This window comes from Candidatus Neomarinimicrobiota bacterium (genome assembly GCA_017656425.1).
In the GTDB taxonomy this organism is placed as follows: Bacteria; Fidelibacterota; UBA2242; order UBA2242; family B5-G15; genus JACDNV01.
Window position 1 is genome coordinate 57672 of sequence record JACDNV010000011.1, and the last position, 18877, is coordinate 76548.

The 18877-nt window shown below is 32.0% G+C and carries 19 protein-coding genes; 9 read left to right on the forward strand and 10 right to left on the reverse strand.

Annotated features, from left to right (window positions below):
• Positions 1–3: 3 nt before the first annotated feature.
• From coaBC to H0Z29_08805, 9 genes are all read right to left on the reverse strand, one after another.
• A complete protein-coding gene (gene coaBC, locus H0Z29_08765; protein MBO8131589.1) occupies positions 4–1194 on the reverse strand; it encodes a bifunctional phosphopantothenoylcysteine decarboxylase/phosphopantothenate--cysteine ligase CoaBC in 1191 nt (396 codons plus the stop codon).
• Positions 1178–1486 (reverse strand): DNA-directed RNA polymerase subunit omega, encoded by a 309-nt coding sequence (rpoZ, locus tag H0Z29_08770; protein ID MBO8131590.1) that lies wholly within the window; start codon positions 1484–1486, stop codon positions 1178–1180. The genes coaBC and rpoZ overlap by 17 nt, the downstream gene beginning before the upstream one ends.
• Positions 1467–2045 (reverse strand): guanylate kinase, encoded by a 579-nt coding sequence (gene gmk, locus H0Z29_08775; protein MBO8131591.1) that lies wholly within the window; start codon positions 2043–2045, stop codon positions 1467–1469. Before gmk ends, rpoZ begins: the two co-directional genes overlap by 20 nt.
• Positions 2042–2923 carry a YicC family protein gene (locus H0Z29_08780; GenBank protein MBO8131592.1) on the reverse strand — a complete coding sequence of 294 codons (882 nt, stop codon included), beginning with the start codon at positions 2921–2923 and terminating at the stop codon, positions 2042–2044. The genes gmk and H0Z29_08780 overlap by 4 nt, the downstream gene beginning before the upstream one ends.
• A gap of 506 nt (positions 2924–3429) precedes the next feature.
• Entirely contained in the window at positions 3430–4626 is a 1197-nt protein-coding gene (locus H0Z29_08785) for a hypothetical protein (GenBank protein MBO8131593.1), read from the reverse strand.
• Positions 4627–4628: 2 nt separating this feature from the next.
• Positions 4629–5420, reverse strand: a complete 792-nt coding sequence (locus H0Z29_08790) for an outer membrane lipoprotein-sorting protein (GenBank protein ID MBO8131594.1) — start codon at positions 5418–5420, stop codon at positions 4629–4631.
• Positions 5417–5755, reverse strand: a complete 339-nt coding sequence (locus H0Z29_08795; protein ID MBO8131595.1) for a hypothetical protein — start codon at positions 5753–5755, stop codon at positions 5417–5419. The genes H0Z29_08790 and H0Z29_08795 overlap by 4 nt, the downstream gene beginning before the upstream one ends.
• Complete coding sequence (locus tag H0Z29_08800; GenBank protein ID MBO8131596.1) at positions 5730–8015, reverse strand: RND family transporter; 2286 nt, start codon at positions 8013–8015, stop codon at positions 5730–5732. Before H0Z29_08800 ends, H0Z29_08795 begins: the two co-directional genes overlap by 26 nt.
• Positions 8012–8602, reverse strand: a complete 591-nt coding sequence (locus H0Z29_08805; protein ID MBO8131597.1) for a TetR/AcrR family transcriptional regulator — start codon at positions 8600–8602, stop codon at positions 8012–8014. The genes H0Z29_08800 and H0Z29_08805 overlap by 4 nt, the downstream gene beginning before the upstream one ends.
• Before the next feature lie 153 nt (positions 8603–8755).
• Between H0Z29_08805 and H0Z29_08810 the strand changes: the two genes are divergently transcribed.
• From H0Z29_08810 to H0Z29_08830, 5 genes are all read left to right on the forward strand, one after another.
• Positions 8756–9262: a hypothetical protein gene (locus H0Z29_08810; protein MBO8131598.1), complete on the forward strand. Its 507-nt coding sequence runs from the start codon at positions 8756–8758 to the stop codon at positions 9260–9262.
• An 86-nt stretch (positions 9263–9348) separates the two neighbouring features.
• On the forward strand, positions 9349–10143 hold the full coding sequence (locus tag H0Z29_08815) for a hypothetical protein (GenBank protein ID MBO8131599.1): 795 nt from the start codon (positions 9349–9351) through the stop codon (positions 10141–10143).
• Positions 10133–10870 carry a cytochrome c biogenesis protein CcsA gene (gene ccsA / locus H0Z29_08820; GenBank protein MBO8131600.1) on the forward strand — a complete coding sequence of 246 codons (738 nt, stop codon included), beginning with the start codon at positions 10133–10135 and terminating at the stop codon, positions 10868–10870. The genes H0Z29_08815 and ccsA overlap by 11 nt, the downstream gene beginning before the upstream one ends.
• A gap of 114 nt (positions 10871–10984) precedes the next feature.
• Complete coding sequence (locus tag H0Z29_08825) at positions 10985–12388, forward strand: hypothetical protein (GenBank protein MBO8131601.1); 1404 nt, start codon at positions 10985–10987, stop codon at positions 12386–12388.
• Positions 12385–13314: a hypothetical protein gene (locus H0Z29_08830; GenBank protein MBO8131602.1), complete on the forward strand. Its 930-nt coding sequence runs from the start codon at positions 12385–12387 to the stop codon at positions 13312–13314. Before H0Z29_08825 ends, H0Z29_08830 begins: the two co-directional genes overlap by 4 nt.
• 1 nt (position 13315) lies before the next feature.
• Here the strand turns inward: H0Z29_08830 and H0Z29_08835 are convergent, their stop codons facing one another.
• Positions 13316–14992, reverse strand: a complete 1677-nt coding sequence (locus H0Z29_08835) for a M3 family oligoendopeptidase (GenBank protein MBO8131603.1) — start codon at positions 14990–14992, stop codon at positions 13316–13318.
• A gap of 164 nt (positions 14993–15156) precedes the next feature.
• On the opposite strand from H0Z29_08835, the gene H0Z29_08840 reads away from it, so the two are divergent.
• The 4 genes from H0Z29_08840 (at position 15157) to H0Z29_08855 (ending at position 18437) form a co-directional block, all read left to right on the forward strand.
• The gene (locus H0Z29_08840) at positions 15157–15363 is read left to right on the forward strand and encodes a hypothetical protein (protein ID MBO8131604.1); all 207 of its coding nucleotides are present in this window, start codon (positions 15157–15159) and stop codon (positions 15361–15363) included.
• Between the two features lie 11 nt (positions 15364–15374).
• Positions 15375–15698, forward strand: coding sequence for a YbjQ family protein (locus H0Z29_08845; GenBank protein ID MBO8131605.1), 324 nt, complete (start codon positions 15375–15377; stop codon positions 15696–15698).
• A gap of 24 nt (positions 15699–15722) precedes the next feature.
• Positions 15723–16673: an MBL fold metallo-hydrolase gene (locus tag H0Z29_08850; protein MBO8131606.1), complete on the forward strand. Its 951-nt coding sequence runs from the start codon at positions 15723–15725 to the stop codon at positions 16671–16673.
• A 507-nt stretch (positions 16674–17180) separates the two neighbouring features.
• Positions 17181–18437: an endo-1,4-beta-xylanase gene (locus H0Z29_08855; protein MBO8131607.1), complete on the forward strand. Its 1257-nt coding sequence runs from the start codon at positions 17181–17183 to the stop codon at positions 18435–18437.
• The last annotated feature ends 440 nt before the right edge of the window (positions 18438–18877 follow it).

The window sequence follows — 18877 nt, forward strand, 5'->3', positions numbered from 1 at the left end:
AAATTACCTTCCCTCGCCCGCAACTATTTCAATCAATTCTCTTGCAATGTCTATCTTTTTATCTTTTAATAAATCCCATTTATTCCCATTCTTTGAATATAGGACTATTTCATTGTAATCAGACTCAAAAGCAGTATCTACCTTTGTTGGATCATTCCAAGCTATATAATCAATACCTTTTTCTCTCAATTTCTTTAATGTATTTTCTTTCCCATTGACAGTTTCTACACTAAATCCAACCACTACAGTATCAGGATAATTTTTCTTGTATGCCTTTATAATATCTTCAGCATAACTAATTTTAACTGTTCTTACACCATCTGATTTCTTTATCTTGCCATTGAACTTTTCGGGTACAAAATCCTCAATAGCAGCTGCCATAAATAAATAATCAGCATCTTTCATTTCCAGAAGAGCTTTCAACATCTGCTGGCTAGTCTGGACTTCAATATACTCTATAAATGGTATCTTTTTCAGATTATTTGGTCCTGCTATCAGAGTCACATCCGCTCCCATTATATATGCTTGCTCAGCTATTGCAAACCCCATTTTGCCGCTTGATCTGTTGGAAATAAATCGTATATCATCGATATATTCACGTGTCGGGCCAGCAGTCACAACAACTTTTTTCCCTGTAAGAAACTTCTTTTTACCTAATTTTCTCAATATTGCCAAGAGAATTTTATCTTCGTCAGCAAGCCTTCCAATACCACAGGTTTTACAGGCAAGTTCCCCTTCTTCACTTTCAACAATTTCATATCCAAGATTTCTTAATTTTTTCATATTTTCCTGAGTTACTGGATTCAAATACATTCTGTCATTCATTGCAGGAGCAATCAAGGTATCAATTCCTTTCACCATCGCTATCGTAGTAAGCAGATTATCTGCAATTCCATTTGCAATCTTTCCTATAATATTAGCTGTCGCCGGACAGATAACTAGTAGATCTGCTCCCCTTGCAAGATCTATATGAACTGTACCTTTTGCTTCGCTTTCAAACATTTCGGAAAAAACAGGATTCCCTGTTAATGTCTCAAACAATAGTGGACTGATAAATTTCTTAGCTGAGTCAGTCATAATCACAGTAATATCAGCTCCTTCGCCTCTGATCAGATGACGTATTATACCTGCTGATTTGTAAATAGCTATACTTCCAGTTAATCCAAAAAGTATTTTTTTATCCTTCAGTCTCATCCTGCTTCTCTTCAGATTTTGAATAAGTTGCATATCTGTACTCTATTCTTCCACCAAGCATCTCTTTTAGAGCCATAGTCGTCGGTTTTTCAATCTTATCGTAATCGATTTCCTGTTCCTCTTCAAAATCTTCGAAATACTCTTCCAGGGCTTCACTTTTATACACGACTGGATTTTTAGCAACTCTCAATGCATTGATCTGGTTTGCCCTTCTTGCCATAGCAACAATAATTTCAAAAACATCCTTTGACTTCTGCAATAGCTTACCAAATTCAATAGTGTCTACTGCCATTTTTCTTCACCTCCTCAATTATTTCCAAAACTTTATTCACTGTTTCATCCAGCCTATCATTTACTATTTTGTAATCATATTGTTCACCAAGTTTTAACTCCTGGTGAGCTCTCTTTTTTCTCATTCTCAATGAATCCTCATTATCAGTTCCTCGTGATCTTAATCTTCTATCAAGCTCCTCTTCACTCGGGGGCAGTAAAAATATCGACACGGAATTTTCTGGATAAAATTTCCTAATATTCAAACCACCCTTCACATCAACATCAAGAAGTAAAATTTTCCCGTCTCTAATTGCTTTCTCAAGCGCCGATTTCAATGTACCATAATAATTATGAAAAATCTCTTCCCACTCGGCAAATTCACCTCTTTTTATCTTTTTTTCAAATTCATCCCTGGTCAAAAAATAATATTCCCTGCCATTTACCTCCCCAGGTCTTGGGCTTCGTGTAGTGCAGGATACGGAAAACTCGAAACCATTATTAGTCTCAAGCAATTTTTTACAGACAGTGGTTTTGCCTGTCCCTGATGGCGCTGATATAATAACCAGTAACCCACTCATAATATATTTTGAGCCTGCTCTCTTATCTTTTCCAGTTCATCTTTAATATTTACAACTATGTGTGAAATCTGAGCATTTTCGGACTTTGACCCAATTGTATTTGCTTCTCTATTCATTTCCTGGATGAGAAATTGTAATTTCTTACCAACAGGTTGATCTAACTCTATAAATTTTTTAAATTGACTGATATGAGAATGGAGCCTATCGCACTCTTCCGTGATATCAAGCTTTCTCGATAAAATACTAGCCTCCATAATGAGACGATTTTCATCAATTTCAACATCTTCCAATAGTAGCCGAACTTTCTCTTTTAACTTTTTAAAAATCTCCTCTTTATTCTTTTTATACAGATCTTCTATTCTACCAAGATCCTTTTCAATATTTCCAAGATATGAATAAAAAAATTCCTGTATGGCTTTCCCCTCTTCAGCTCTCATTGAATCCACTTTATCTAAAGCTTCTATCAGAACTTCTTTAACAGGTTCAAAATACTTCTGAGCATCAACTTCAGGGATGGTCAATTCAGAATAATCTGAGATACTTAAGATATGTGATAGATTTATCCTTTCTCTGATACCCAACTCTACTGTTGCTTTCCTCAGCTCATCGTAATATCTTCTCATCAACGGGATATTTAAATGCAAATAATCAAAGTTTACTTTATCATCATTACCTATGTTTATCACAACTTTAATAGAACCACGATTCAGTTTTTCGGAGATCAATTTCTTAAACTCATCTTCATAATCTGATAAAAACTCAGGCATTTTCAGATAAATATCTATAAATCTATTATTCAATGACTTGACCTCTATGGTAACCTCTCCAATCTCCATCATCTTTGTTACTTTTCCGTATCCCGTCATACTTTTTATCATTAGCGAATATCCTCAATCATCTACCAGTATTAATTTAAAAATTAAGTAAAACAATAATCAACTTCTGGAATTCACATAAGCCTCTGATTATCAATTTATATTGTGACTTTTTTTATTTTTAAAATTATATAATACTTTAAACAAGTGAACATATTAAACTATATCAATCTACACAAATAATCATAAAGAACTTTATTTTAACTTCTTTATAAAATTATTGAAAAGTGCCTATTAGTGTAAATATGCCTAACAAAAGCAATATGAAGCAATCAGTATGGCAATCATTAAAAAAATATAGTGTTTCAAAAATTTGACAGTTGACAAGGAAAAATTAAAATTCTTTTTTTATATTTTATGACATAATATGGTCTATTAATATTTTTAAAGCCTGAAATAAAATTCGAAATGATGCCAGAGTATCTCTATCTGTTAATATGTTTAGACTGGGAATTTGTATTATAAAATAAGCCACCATCTTATAATCATTTTTACTTATAAACTTTTCCTCAGAAATAATACTTCACTTTTAGAAATAACAGATCATTACTATCAAACCTTCCAAAAAAGCTATCCCTATTCCCATTAAAAATAAATCCGCCGACCAAAATATTCAGATTATCAATCATATCCAGTTCAAGATTTAACCCCGACATAAACGACTCATCTTCAATATTATACAATAAAATCAATGCTGGCTTTATTGTCTCATTAGCAGATTTGTAGTTTAAAAATGTAGTAAAAATACGTCTCCTTTCCTCCTGAATAATTTTAGGATTGTAATCAGCAATTCTCTCTTCAATATACTGCATACTTATGTTTAAATTCATAAGCAACTCATAATCAAATCCAACACAATATTGATAAAATGGGCTTTTAACTGAAGTTAAATCAATCGTGCTGAAATGTCTTTGTTTGTAATATCCACCCTCACCTCTTAAGACAATCGCTCCAAAGGGCTGAGAAAAACCAAACCCGTAAAAGGTAAACCATCGATAGGTTTTCATAATTAAGCTATCTTCCATACTTATCTTCATTATAGGAGTATACTCCATCTTTCTTAAAAATACCAATGATAAATCAGTTCCAAAAAGAAATGTAGAGAATCTACCACCTAGACCAACATTGGCTAAGTTATTTTCAACCTTTTTATCCATTATTTTAAATCCCTGAAACGCTGGCGGAAACTGAATGGAAAATATTGACCACCTACCTGTTGAAGGTAGTACTGAGTTCTTAAATTCTGGAATAGCAATAATTTCAAAACCACTATTACCCCTATATATTTTCCCTCTCAGAATATTTACCGGAGTTCTTATATCATTAAAATCTTGAAGTAAAAAGTACGAGAGGTCAAGTGGGTTGACTATATCATTAACAAAATATCCATCAACCTTACCCCACACTACGTGCTGTCTGCCAAGTTTTAAACTAAACCATGAAGAAAAATACTCAACCCACGCTTCACGAAGTGATATTACCTCACTTTGCTTATTTAAATCATGTAAAAAATCAACTACAAATAGACCATGCAGATTTTCTGTATAAGCTTCCGTATTTAACTGGAATCTATTGTATTCAATAAGAAACTCATGTTCACCCCCGATTTGGACCGCATAGAAACTCTTTAAAACCCCATTTATTGTATATTCTACTGATAGAACAATCTTTATAGTAAGAAAAACCAACAAAATAAGCTTTTTCATGGTTACTTCCCCAATAATAATATTCTTCCAGACTCAAGCATACTTACTGTAAAAATATTTTCTTCTAGAGGTTTATCATAGGCTATATCCTCAATTTCTATAATCGTCTTATGCTTTTTCTGAATATTATTCATTTGAAGTTTTGTGTATAACCATCTGCCATTTGCATTCTCCAAACGATCACAAACCATACGTTTTAACAGATTACCATTATTGTCGAAATAATCCACCCTCTTTATAACCCATTTCTCTGGTAATACCCAGAGGATTCGCTTACTGTAGGTTGGTTCCTTCTCTAAAGGAATCGCCTCTATTTTAAAACATTCAACGCTATCAATTACCTCCTTCCCAATTAACTCAAACTTATCCTCATCAAGGCTTCTGCCTCCAAGGTCATCATAGGTAAAGTCAGTTCCCATAAAATACTCACTTTTACTCTTACCAGCTATCCTTTTTACTCTCTTTACTGCAGGTAGATACAACCACCTATCATCATCCTTAGAAGGAATATTATAGCTCCAGACCAGAAGTGCAGTCCCCCGTATATCGTTTGGATAGTCGAAAACCACAAGCGTCTTCTTATCAACATCTCCCTTTTCATAATCTTCCTCAAACCTTACGACAGTTCTCTCCCTCTTCTGCCCTCTCTTATTTATTAAAATCATTCTGGATTTAGCAACAGCAGTTTTATATTTATTTTCCTTATCAACCTTCTCCATTATTTCACGGCCTGTTTGAGACAAAACTATTGAAAAATAAAAAACTGAAATGATAAAAATTATGATCTTTCTCATTTTACTCCCCTCCTTCCATATACAATCATCATAACAGGTGGTGTTAAAAATAAACTCATGAAAAATGCCTTAAGAAACCTTTTTCTGAATTTGAACTCAGCTACTCCCGACGCCTGGAGACATATTATAAAATATATTGCAATTACAATACTCAAATTATCCAGTAAAAAATTTCCAATAGAGGCCCACCATCCGCTATTGTAAGGTAATTGCTCTTTAAACCATCCAATAAACCAGTCAAAAAATCTATACAGCCAATAGCCAATGATACCGACAGAGCCAATTATAAAGATTCTTTGAAAAACAAAATCAATTTTTTTCTCTTTTTCTTTCATAGAAAAACTCTCCCTTAATTGAAACAATTACAACAGGTATCAACGTCAAAGCTCCCATCAGACAGGTTGCTATGGAGAAAATAATTAAAAATCCGAAAAAGTAAATCGGTAAAAATCTTGAAAAGAAAAGCACACTAAAGCCCACTATAACTGACAGTGCATTGTACACTATACCTTTACCGGTGGTATTTAGAGTCTGTAGTATGGATTCTTCTTTACTTAAACCGGAATTAAGTTCCTTTCTAAATCTGTAAATAAAGTGAATTGTATAATCCACTCCCACACCAATCATAATACTCGAAAGCATCATAGTAGCTACATTCAGCTCAATCTTCAAATACCCCATAAGTCCGAACACGACTGCCATAGCCACTATAAGCGGGATTATAGAAACTAATCCAGTCCGAATTGATTTAAAAAAAACAGCACAGACTATAAAAACAAGCACTATTGAAAATGCAAGACTATATGCCTGTCCTCTAACTATCAAATTTACAAGCTCACCAATTACTACTGCCATCCCCGTGACTACTGGAAATTCTTCCCGTGATAAATTCTTTTTAATAAAATTCTTTACCTTATTAATTATCCTTAAAATAGTCGTGGAACTCACCACATCCACCCTTGCAACTATTTGAGCCTGACTGTATTCGTAGTCCACAAGAAAATCAAAATCCTCTGGATCACCAGTCATCGAATACAAAAGAAAATATTGTGAGATCAGATTCCTATTATCTGGTATGACTTCATACTCAACACTATCGGAATGAAACGCTCTATTCATTTTCTTTACAACATCGACAATAGACATTGGATTTGTAACATGATCCAGACTTTCAAGATATTCTTCCAATGTCTCTATCTTTCTTAACATTACAGGTGATTTGATATCACCTTTAGCCATAATATTTATCTGGGATGTACCACCGAAGTTTTTATCTACCTCCTCATGGGCAACTCTCAAAGGATTATTCTCTTTCCAGTAATGCAGAGGATTCGTATCCACAACTATTTTGCTTATGCCCGGTACTAATATAATCGATATCAAAATTGAAGTCATAAGAAATAGTTTTCTCCTTTTCAATAAAATTCTTCCCATTCTAACTAGAATGTTATTTTTATCCGTATCATTCTTCCGGATATCTATAAGTACCGTCGGCTGACCTATTATATTTAAAAATGCAGGTACAAATGTTATACTTAAAATAAAAGCGATACCAATCCCAAAACTTGCAAAAAGTCCCATTATTCTTGCAGGTGGTGCTATATGAGATTGCAATCCCAGAAAACCTATAATTGTTGTAATACCAGCCATAAATATCGGCGTCATTACCTTTTTTAAGGCCCCATAAACTGCCTCTACATGATTCTTCAACAATCTATATTCTTCATAATAATGAGCTACTAAATGAATACTGTAATCATTTGCAATGGCTATCAACATTACAGGTAGAAGCATGTCAATAAAGACAAATTTAACTTTCAGTAACGACATTAACCCTACTGTATTTATTATGCTCATTATTACTACCACAAGCGGTAAAAACGCTCCAGCCCAACTCTTGAAACTGAAAACAAGAAGCAATATCATTAAAATTATCCCCAGTGGAAGGTAAACCTTTAAATCCCTTCTCATATCCCGCATCATGAGATATCTAATTATTGGAAAACCAGCAACCTTTATATCTTCGGGACTTCTATATTTTTCAGCTATCTCTTTAAAAAATTCGTAAATCTCCCTATCAGCCTCTTTACTAGTAATCGTGGATAATAGGGCTACGATTGCCGTATGCCTAAAATCCTCTGTCACAATTCTTTTATAAATCTGGTCATTATCAATTATTTTTCTTCTTAATTCTGCAAAATCCTCTTCACTTTTTAATGGTAATTCTTCAATTAAATCCCTTACTTCAAAACCGAATTCGGTTCCCTTTATTTCATTTGCATTTGTCAGAGCCAAAACTTTTGATACATAGGGATTCTTTTCAATTTCAGAAACCATACTATTAATTTTTAAAAGGGTTCCGTTATTCAAAATATTATCATCAGATATTGAAACAATAACAACTTCCGAACCTCCAAAAATAGCCTCAAGAGTATCAATATTTCTTATAACTTCATGATCTGTTGGCATCATTGATTTAAAATCAGGGTCAATCTGAAGATAGTAAATATTACTGCCTAAAATTAATGTTAGAAGTATCCAAAAGAAAACAACACATCTTGGGTATCTGGAAATTAAACCTATTAGCCACCTCATTTCTCACCTAATAATTTAGCTATATCAACTTTAACATTTTCCTCTAATATCCCATTAAACATGATCACGAGTAAATGAATTAGACTTTCTCTAATATTAAATTTATATTCAAGAAATATTTCAGGCATAAATACATTTTGAACTATAGAGGAGATTAAAAATAAAAAGAAATCAATATTTAGACTTTTTTTAATAAGTCTTTGCTTTTGAGCTTTTTGTATTACTGGTTTCAGAGATTCTATTATACCCAATCTGAAGCTATTTATCTCTTCCCATACACTCCTATGTTTTATGGATATTTCATACATAAATTCAGCCTTTATAGGGACAATCTTTTCATATATTATTTTATAGAAGTTGATTAGATATTCCAGAGGCTTATTTTTTAAATACTCAATTTCATCGATTTTTATTTTTACTTCAAATAGATAGTACAGTATGCTTGCACGAATAAATTCATCCTTATTTTTGAAATATTTGTACAGCGTTTTTTTACTGACCCCATGTATTCTACATAACCTTTCAATATTCACACTGACAATACCCTGCTCTATGATTTGCTTATTGGCAAATCTTATTATATTCATTATTTTTTCAGGAAATTTATTATACTTTGGAAACGCAATCTGTTCCATGCGTGTTTATATTAACATTTTTTTACACAGAAAGTCAATTTATTTTTGGTAATTCTAATATTTATATTTTATATTCAATTCGTGATGAATAAGAAAAGTAAAATTATGAGAAGGAGAGAATCTGTGGTCTTTTTATCAAAGAAGATACCCTTTAATATTATTATTGCTATTTTGTTTATTTTTATTCTCACCCCAAATTTCACTTTTTCCAAAGAAAATGAAACCCTGCCATATCTAGAAATTGGGATTACAAAATCAATTCTAATCAATCCAAGTATTGGCTACTGGTACAATAAAAAAGGCATTCGAATATCCGGTATGTATCTTAACAAAAATTCTAACGAACTACATATTAACTTCGGCTATTCTCTATATGACTCAAGAAGAACTCAGCACAGCATTAATCTCCTAACGAGCTGGATAACAGGCAGTGACCCCGGAGCGGATTATAAATATGCAGCCACGGGCGTTGCCTACAGTCTGAATTATCGGGGATTCTTTTTTGAACTTGGACTTGCATACCCATGGAGAGATGATATAGGAAATCTAAAAAATGATCCTGTAGTACCCTGTGGCTATATCGGCTATATTTACCGCTTTCGACCAAAGTAATCTTATATGATAAATATCCCAGGTGCAAAATAATAATTTCAAAGATGGTTTTTTATCAAATCATATAAATTACATCCGGATTTTTTATGAGATTGGGAAAATTTTATTCATTTATAGTTTTACCATTTATTCTCTATCTACTATCCGTAAATTTTTTATTTACTCCAAAAATATATCTAAACATCATCTTAATAATACCACTTATCATAACCCTTATTATATCAACCATATTTGTAAAAAGACTCATCGGCATATTATTCCATGTAACAATCGCATCTTTATTAACTGTATTTCTAATAATCAATAGTACAACATTTCCCATCGAAATAACTCTCGAAAAAAATAAAGACTACAGCAATCCCCTATTAAAATCACATAATATTGAATCTATTACTCTTAGTAACCTCATTTTTGATAAAGACCCAGTAAGTGGCAGATTAAAAAACATTAAAAGTAATATAATATTAAATAACGTTGATACAATTCATATTAAAATAAATAAACCTGCTAAGTACAATGGATTAAAATTCCTGCAAAAATCAATTGGTAAAAGATTCTATTTTTATACATATATAAATGATTCAACATACCTACTTTCGGCTGGCGATACCATTAGATTAGGATTAAAAACCCTTATCACAGTTCGAAATTATATCCCTGGTGAGGGTGTTGGTATTAATGTCAACGGTAATTACTACTTAATTCCACTAAATCGCCAAATGACCATTGACTCATTAAAAATAGCTATTAATTCAATGTATACAAAAGAAACTAACACAATAATGGTAATACAAACAAAAGGCAGGAGATTATTATTAATATTAACCTTTGCCTACATGATTTTACTTCTCATAATACTGGTGAAATCGAATGAGTATTGAAAACATCCTTTTATTTCTCGGTACATTCATAGCAATAATAACATTTTTCACAAGAAATCGAAATAAATTTTTAGATACTTCACTAAATCTTGTTTTAGGCCTTCTAATATGCTCAATAGAAATTTATCGAATAATACATTTTGGACTTGTTCCATTTTACAAAGTCTTTGATATTATCTTGATTATAGTAATTCTTCTAATCACGAAAAATATCTTAATCAAAATAAATAGTATAAAATATTCAAACCTGCTTCATGCATTTATAGTTTTACTACTTTTAGTCGCAATATTTCTGCCATCAAAATATAAACAACCTTCTCACTTACCCCCTATTTTAAACAGCATATTTTTCTATATACATGTTCCTCTATATATCATCAGTTATTTTTCCCTTTTCTCTGCCTCCATTGGTAGTCTTATTTACTTGATGAAGAGAAATATTCCAGATTGGCTGAAAAAATCAATTAATATCGACACAATTATGTCATTTTATCTCATGAATCTCGGCTTAATATCGGGTGCAATTTGGGCAGACAATACATGGGGAAGTTTCTGGTCGTGGGATCCTAAAGAAAACATTTCTTTAGCCATAGTTCTTCTTCTTTCAATTTATTTCCACACAAAAAGTGAGAAATCAAAATCTATAATTATTATTTTATCAACAATGTTGGTGTTTTTTAATTTTTTATTATTAAATTTCATTGTTAAAGGACTTCATTCATATTAAGAGTTGATTTTTGCTATATTATTTATTATAATTGTATCAACATGTATATATAAATAATTTGGCATACATATGCGTTCATTTCAAAATACAAAAATATAAGTGGAACAAACTTAAATGATTAACTATTTAGAACTATTTAATTACGTACAAAAAGAAATTAAGGAAATTGATAGAGAAAAAGATCACCGGATAAAAATACATAAGATATTGAATTTTATTTCAAAAACAGGCTGGGAAAGAGTTATCTTGAAGATTATCAATAAATCCTATGAGGTTTTGGAAGTTATAACCAATAGCACCAATAATCTCTATATTTCAGCAGTTAATACGAAAGAATTAATTAAGCAGAGAAAGATTCTAACAAGCAATCTAGTAAATAAATGGGCTATCGGAGATTTTTTCTATCTCCCGTGGTATGATTCAGAGGCAAGGAAAATAATAAGTAATGGATTAGATTCAGCAGTACCTGTTGAAGCAAAAAAAGGACTTTGGCATGAAAATGACCTTCTCTATACCATAATTAGACATGAAGAAGAACCTATCGCTCTGCTTATTCTTGACAAACCCACTGATGGACAAGCTCCCACAATAACCAAGCTCAATCCTATATCTATTTTTAAAAATTATATAAAGGAGATTCTGATCAATAAGCGAATTATAGACAACCTTGTTTCATACAAGAATTTCATTAGTACTATTTTTAAAATAGGAACAGATATCGTAATTGAGACCAATTCAGCCGATAATATAGTGAATATTAACAGAGCAATAGAAAATATCTTTCCTGTAATGAGCGATAAACTAATAAACAAAAATATTGAGTTTCTCAGAGAATTCTTTTTACCAGAAGACTTCTTTCTTACATTTAGAAAGGCAAAAGTAACTTTAAAAACTCAATTTTCTAACTTCAGATATACAAGAAAAGGGACAAACCCAATAGATTTAAGTGTTATTTTTCTTCCAAAAATTTATCTTGACAAGTATAATGGAATGTACATTTTTATATGTACCACTGATGTAAAATTTACATCAGAATTAAATATGCTAATTGGGAATTTTGTAACCGTAATGGGCGAAAGAATAACTACAAAAACGTCTTATGAAACCAGAAAAGATGAATTATACAAATGGATAATGAACAAATTTAATTTCAAGAATATGCGATTATATGAGAAAAAACCTGATCAGGATATCTTAATTTGCACTCATTTTCAAAGTGAAAAATATAGTTATTCTTCCTCTGAATTTAATCATCCATACAATAGGAATAGCCTAGCCGCAAATGCATTACTTGAAAATGAAATCCTTATACTTGAAAAAGGTCAAACTCATATCAGGGATATAAGAAGATTCTGGGATAAATTAGAAACGGAGGCTTCAATAGCTATCCCTATTATCAATAATGAAAATCGCAAAGTCGTTGTAACATTTGACTATCAACCGGGGATTTTCAATTTAGTCCCTAATAACAAATTAATAATCAGATTCTGGGCATTGATATTATCATTTTTTATATGATTCACAATAGAATATCATTTTTTGTACCTATATACTTTTTGATTTTATTTATAGGCTGTTCTCATACCAGTCAGGTAAAAGTCAATGTCTCCAATGATATATTCTCCGATTTTGAGAATCTGAACCTAATTACCTTACCTGAAAAAAAGGTAAAATTCATTGCTAAAAACCTCAACTCCGAGTCATATAAAAGCACATTGCTTCAAGAGTTAAACTCAAAGATAGACGAAACCAGAGAAATAACAGACTCTCTTAGAAACCTTTATAATAATCTCACAACCTTAAAAAAGCGCATAACTATTGAGCAATCAAAAGAATACATCAAATATATAAAAGCTGATCTCAACCGAGTTGCCACAAGTAAAAATGATTTAATTTTAAGATTAAAAATTTCCAATACTGGTACTTTGACATCACTTGTAGAAAATATATGCTATGAATATAAATCAAAAATATTGAAGACTTCAAAAATAGAACTTTTACTTTCTCCCGGCAGTTATGCCGTAGTAGAAGATACATTACCTAATTTTAGTGATACATCTAACATAAACATTAAAACAATTTCTGTAGAAGTACTGGATTTTGCGAAATTAAAAGAAATCGAAAGAAGATTAAAAGATATTGAAACATCATTAGCTGAGCTGGAACTTGAATATCAATCAATGTGTACCCAGATTAAAAATATACTCGATAAACATTACACAATACCATTAATAAAAATCATGGATCAAAACCTTAAAGACATGAATGTTAATTCATTAAAATTATTTCCACCCTGTGACACTACGATTACCTGCCCTACTGGCAGTGTACTCTTTTTCTATACTTACAATCAGGAAAAATGCTATCAGTGGTTTGTTCCTGTAAAATCAAAAGTTCAAACAGTAAATATTACAAAAGATAATACCAATCCGCTTATTAAATAATTTATTTACAAAACTCATTAACAAAATACTTTGCATTTAGCTCCGTGCCAGTGGCTATTTTAATAAGTTCATCCCACCTATATAATTTTCCTGATCTAAAGACCTTTTTTATAAAGAAGTTACCAAGTTCTTTATTGCCGAAAAATTTCATACCACTGACACTTTCTATTCCTTTTTGCCTCATAAGTGCAAAAAGAAACTGGCTTGCCAATATCTCACCAAGCATATAGTTATGATAATAAACTGGATACGAACAAATATGAATTTTAGTTGCCCAGTCCGGTTTATTCCTGCCCTCTATAGGATGAACCATTTGATATTTTCGAACAAGTTCCCACCACAAACTGTTTAAATCCTGATCGGGATTACTGTAGAGTTCTTTTTCAAATCTATACATCACCTGTGTCCAACGGGAGAATATTAACTGCTCTGCTTTTAACATATTTTTTACATTAGTAAAAATTTCATTTAATATACTAACTTCCACACATAGTGCCTCCTTTATCCAGACAGGATTTTTGCTTAATCTACCGAAGAACATTGCAACCGCCTCAGTAATAAAGGAATGAGATGGATCTATTAAAAAGAAAGGTAATCTCTTATCTATATAAACTTCATACACAGCATGCCCGAGTTCGTGTAATATAGTATTCATCCAGTATTCCGATGGCACAACGTTTACCATAATCCTTACATCTCCTCTGCGGTCAATATGGGTACAATAAGCATGGGGATACTTACCCTCACGTTCGTATAGATCACTTCGTGCAAGAATCTTTGATACATCCATTCCAATACTTTTATAAAATTTTGAAGCTAGTATAATAATATCTTTATCAGCATATAATTCATTGAGATTCACATTATATATATCAGGAGCTTCCTGAAAAAAAGGGTCTGAATAATGGTAAGGTCTTAATTCATCTTCTTTTATTCCAAATCTTTTTGCAAGATACGCATCAAGTTCTTTTTTTAGTTCAATAAAAGGTTCCCTGGTATGTTCATCAAGCTGATCAAATAATCTGTCAAGCTGTCCCGGTTCAAACTCCTGAATAAAAAGCATCAAGTAAAAGTAATTATCAAACCCGAGAGAATTGGCTAACTTATTTCTCAATTTTACCAGTTTAATAACATCATTGGCAACAATGTCACCAACTTGCTTTGATGCATCCCACGCTTTCCTTCTTAACTCAAGATCATTGGATGATTTGAGAATTTTTTTAATATCATTACCTGATACGGGCTTCCCATCTATTTTTCCCCGGAAAGTATTAAACTTTTGCTCAACTTTTGAAGATAGCTCAGTTATTTGTTTTACTAAATTTGTATCAGCCTGGTTTACTAAAAATTCTCGATAGAGTAAATCAAATGTTCTTTTTAAAATTCTATCCTTAATTTCAATAGAATTTCTGAATTTCTTAATAATTTCAAAATCTCTTTTGCTAGATAGTATCCTTTTATATTGTAGGCTATAATTTGAATATTCTTTGTAATAATTATTCTCACCAGTAACTGTTGCATTCCAGTAAGATAGATTCATATTTTTATAGACTGGTTCTACGATTCTTGTAAGACTATCCAGATAACTTTTTGCATCCAAGGCTATTTCTCCTTTCTTCGAACAAAAATTAATTAATACAAAAATGCTAATGAAAATTAAAATTAACTTATTTTTCATAACACCCTCAATTATTAATTTCCATTTCTTACTGATTCCATGGGAAATAACAAATTTCCCAATTTATAAGCAACTTTAAAATTTGATCTACATCACATTTTTTTTGAAAAACTTGAAATTTTTATAAATATTCATTATAGTAACTACTGTTAAAATAGGGAGTTATGGTAGAAATAATAGCATATATAATATTAGGTTCTATTCAATTACTTTTTATAATTCTAATGATTTATGGCATGATAAAAGTACTTCCTTATGGAATAATTGGGTTGTTGCTTATAACTGGCTTTGGATTGCTTCTCATAAAAGCAATAAAAGATAGGTTAAAAAGTAAAGAAGATAATTATTATTCTAAAAACATTGAAAAATAAAGGACAAAATCATGATTTTAACAACACAGGATTTTTTAGCAGGATATGATATCACCGATACACTGGGTCTTGTAAAAGGTAACACCATTAGAACAAGACACATAGGAAAAGATATATTAGCCTTCGTAAGAAATATTGTCGGTGGTGAAATACCTGAGTATACGAAAATGATGGCCGAAGCAAGAGAGCAAGCAATTGATAGAATGATAAAAGAAGCCGAAGAAAAAGGAGCTGATGGGATCGTTGGCATTAGATTTACTACATCAACAGTAATGCAGGGGGCAGCAGAGCTACTTGTCTACGGTACTGCTGTTAAGATAAAAAAGAAAAAGTAAACTGTCCGTTAAAATGGAGCAAAAATGAGAATAAAGTTCTGGGGGGTAAGGGGTTCTATTCCAACGCCCGCAAGCTCTATTCAAATTAAAGAAAAAATATTTGCTATATTAAAGGAAATACCCGACAATGCATTAAAAAGCAAATCATCCATTATTGATTTTGTAAATAAACTGGATAATGTTTATACAGGTGTAATAGGCGGAAATACATCATGTATAGAATTAAGAGTAAATGACAAATTTATTATTTTTGACATGGGTACTGGGATCCGGGTACTCGGAAGTTATATAATGAAAAATGGATTATATGACATGATAAAAGAATTTCACATTTTTTTAAGTCATACTCACTGGGATCATATAATGGGTTTCCCATTCTTCGCGCCCGCTCATTTTCCAAAAACAAAACTATTCTTTTACAGTGTACATCCTGACCTTGAAGAACGATTAAGAATACAGCAGGATTTTCGGTTTTTCCCTGTCTCTCTTGATCATATGGCTTCAGAAAAAACTTTTATTAAACTGGATCCAGAATCAGAGATTGATATAGAAGGTGTAAAAATTAAAAACAAAGCTTTATATCATCCCGGAGGTTCCTACGGTTTTCGTGTTGTGTACGAGGATAAAATATTCGTATATGCGACTGATTCAGAGTTTAAGAATTCTACAAAAAATGGGAATGAAAAATACATAGAATTTTTCAAAAACGCTGATGTGCTAGTATTCGATGCCCAGTACACCTTTGAAGAAGCCGTTCATAAAGAAGACTGGGGACACAGTTCAGCGCTAATAGGTGTTGATTTTTCAATTGCAGCTAAAGTCAAGAAATTGGTACTCTTTCATCACGAACCAGAACGAAATGATTTTGAAATTTATTCGGTATACAAAAAGGCTACCGATTATAAAAATATAAATTACCCAAAATCAGACCTCGAGATTCTCCTTGCCTACGAAGGCTTAACAATAGACATCTGATCTAACCATTTCATTTAAAATAAAGTAAACAACAACAAATCAAATAATACTTGTGGTATAAATTTTGTAATTTTTAAACATAAGTTATTTAATTTTTTAAACTTAGAGGGTATAGCAAGGAATAAACAAGATGGAAGACCTAGAAGGCATAAAAGCCCTTTTCAAAAAACGTCAAGAAACCACATTAAAGAAAGCTATTGAAAAGATCCCTTAAAAAAGAAAACAATTTAAAACTAAATCCAACATTGATATCGACACTGTATTATTTGCCAAATGAAGAGCTGATCAAAAAATATGGAGAAAAACTCGAATTCTGAAGAAAATATCCTTTTACCAATAAAACAAGCTTTCATGTACCAAACCAAGCTCCTGGTAATTCCGCCTCAGTAAACAAATAAGTTTATAAATATCATATTTTTATACTAAATTGATGATAAATTGTCAGAGATTTTATAAGTTTTAGTGGATAGTTATTTTAAAATAAAAAGCATTCTGGGAGATGAAAAAGTGAAAATTAAAAAAATTACTTTAGCAGTAGCTATGTGGGGAATTATTTTTAATATCTATCCACAGGATGATATCCGTTCAAAAATAACTCCTGAAGCTATTGAATCAAGAATTAAAGAAATAAGGATGGGTGAAATCATAGTAAAAACAAAACCAGGGGCAGAAGTAACTGTTGAGCAGACAAGACATGAATTTCTATTTGGAACATGTATAACAGATAATCTTGCAGAAAAAGCACCTAATGCTATGTCTGAAAAAGATCGCAGAATGTTTCTTAAGATACTAAAGGAAAACTTTAACTACGCCGTTCATGAAAATGCCCTAAAATGGTATGACTGCGAGATCGAAAGAGGTAAGGTGGATTATTACCTCGCGGATAGAATCTGGGAAATGTGTAATGAACTTGGAATTCCAATGCGTGGTCATTGTATTTTCTGGGCTAAGGACAAGTACATTATGCCCTGGTTGAATGAATTGAACACAGATGAATTACGCAAAGCAGTCATTGAAAGAGCAAAAAGTGTTGTGGCACATTTTAAGGGTCGAATAACGGAATACGACCTGAATAACGAAATGATTCATGGAGACTTCTTCAGGCGCAGACTTGGTTATGGCATAATTAATGAGATGGCATATGCAGCTTTATCTGTAGATCCTGATATAACTTTATTTGTAAATGACTACGGAATAATTGCTGAAGGGGGATACAATGCAAGTACATATATTGAGCAGATAAAAAATCTTCTGAATATGGGCGTCCCAATAGGAGGCATTGGTGTCCAAGCTCACGTAATCACTTCGAAGCCGGACAATAAAATGGGAATAAAATATACAACTCCTGAATTGGTACAAAGAAATCTGGATAGATTAAGTCAATTCAATTTACCGATAAAAATAACAGAGTGTCTATTCTATGGCGATACAGAGGAAGAAAAAGCTGAGGAACTCAAAAAATTCTTTCCCATCTTTTTTGCCCATCCAAAAGTAGAAGCAATAATTATGTGGGGATTCTGGGAAAAGGGACACTGGATACCCGAAACTGCTATGTGGAAAAAGGACTGGACTCCGACTCCACAGGCAAAAGCATATAGGGAACTGGTATTCAAAGAATGGTGGACTGTCGAAAGGGGTAAAGCTAATAAAAATGGAATCTTTAAAGTCCGTGGTTTTTATGGAAATTATAAAATAACGTCAATTGGTAAAACTAAAGAGATAACATTAAAGAAAAAGGATGGCAAGGCAATCATCGAATTCTAAATTGATAAATGATTGATTTTTAAAATTTTAATCTTTTTTAAACTCTTCAAAAACAAAGTCACAACATCTTGTATTAACGAAGTCGCTGAAGGCGATTTCCCAAAGTGTAAGATAGCCTTACGGCAATTGCAAAATGAAGATTGCAAAGTGCAAAAGTCAAATTTATTTCTGTCTACATTTTGAGTGCAAAAGTCAAATCTGGCAAAAGGCGATTTTGCATTTTTCAATTTGCATTCTGCATTCTGCATTGAGCCTTTGCGCTTAACGTCTTGTATTCACGAAGTCGCCGAAGGCGATTTCCCAAAGGGCAAGATAGCCTTACGGCAATTGCAAAATGAAGATTGCAATGTGCAAAAGTCAAATTTATTTCTGTATACATTTTGAGTACAAAAGCCAAATCTGACAAAAGACGATTTTGCATTTTTCAATTTGCATTCTGC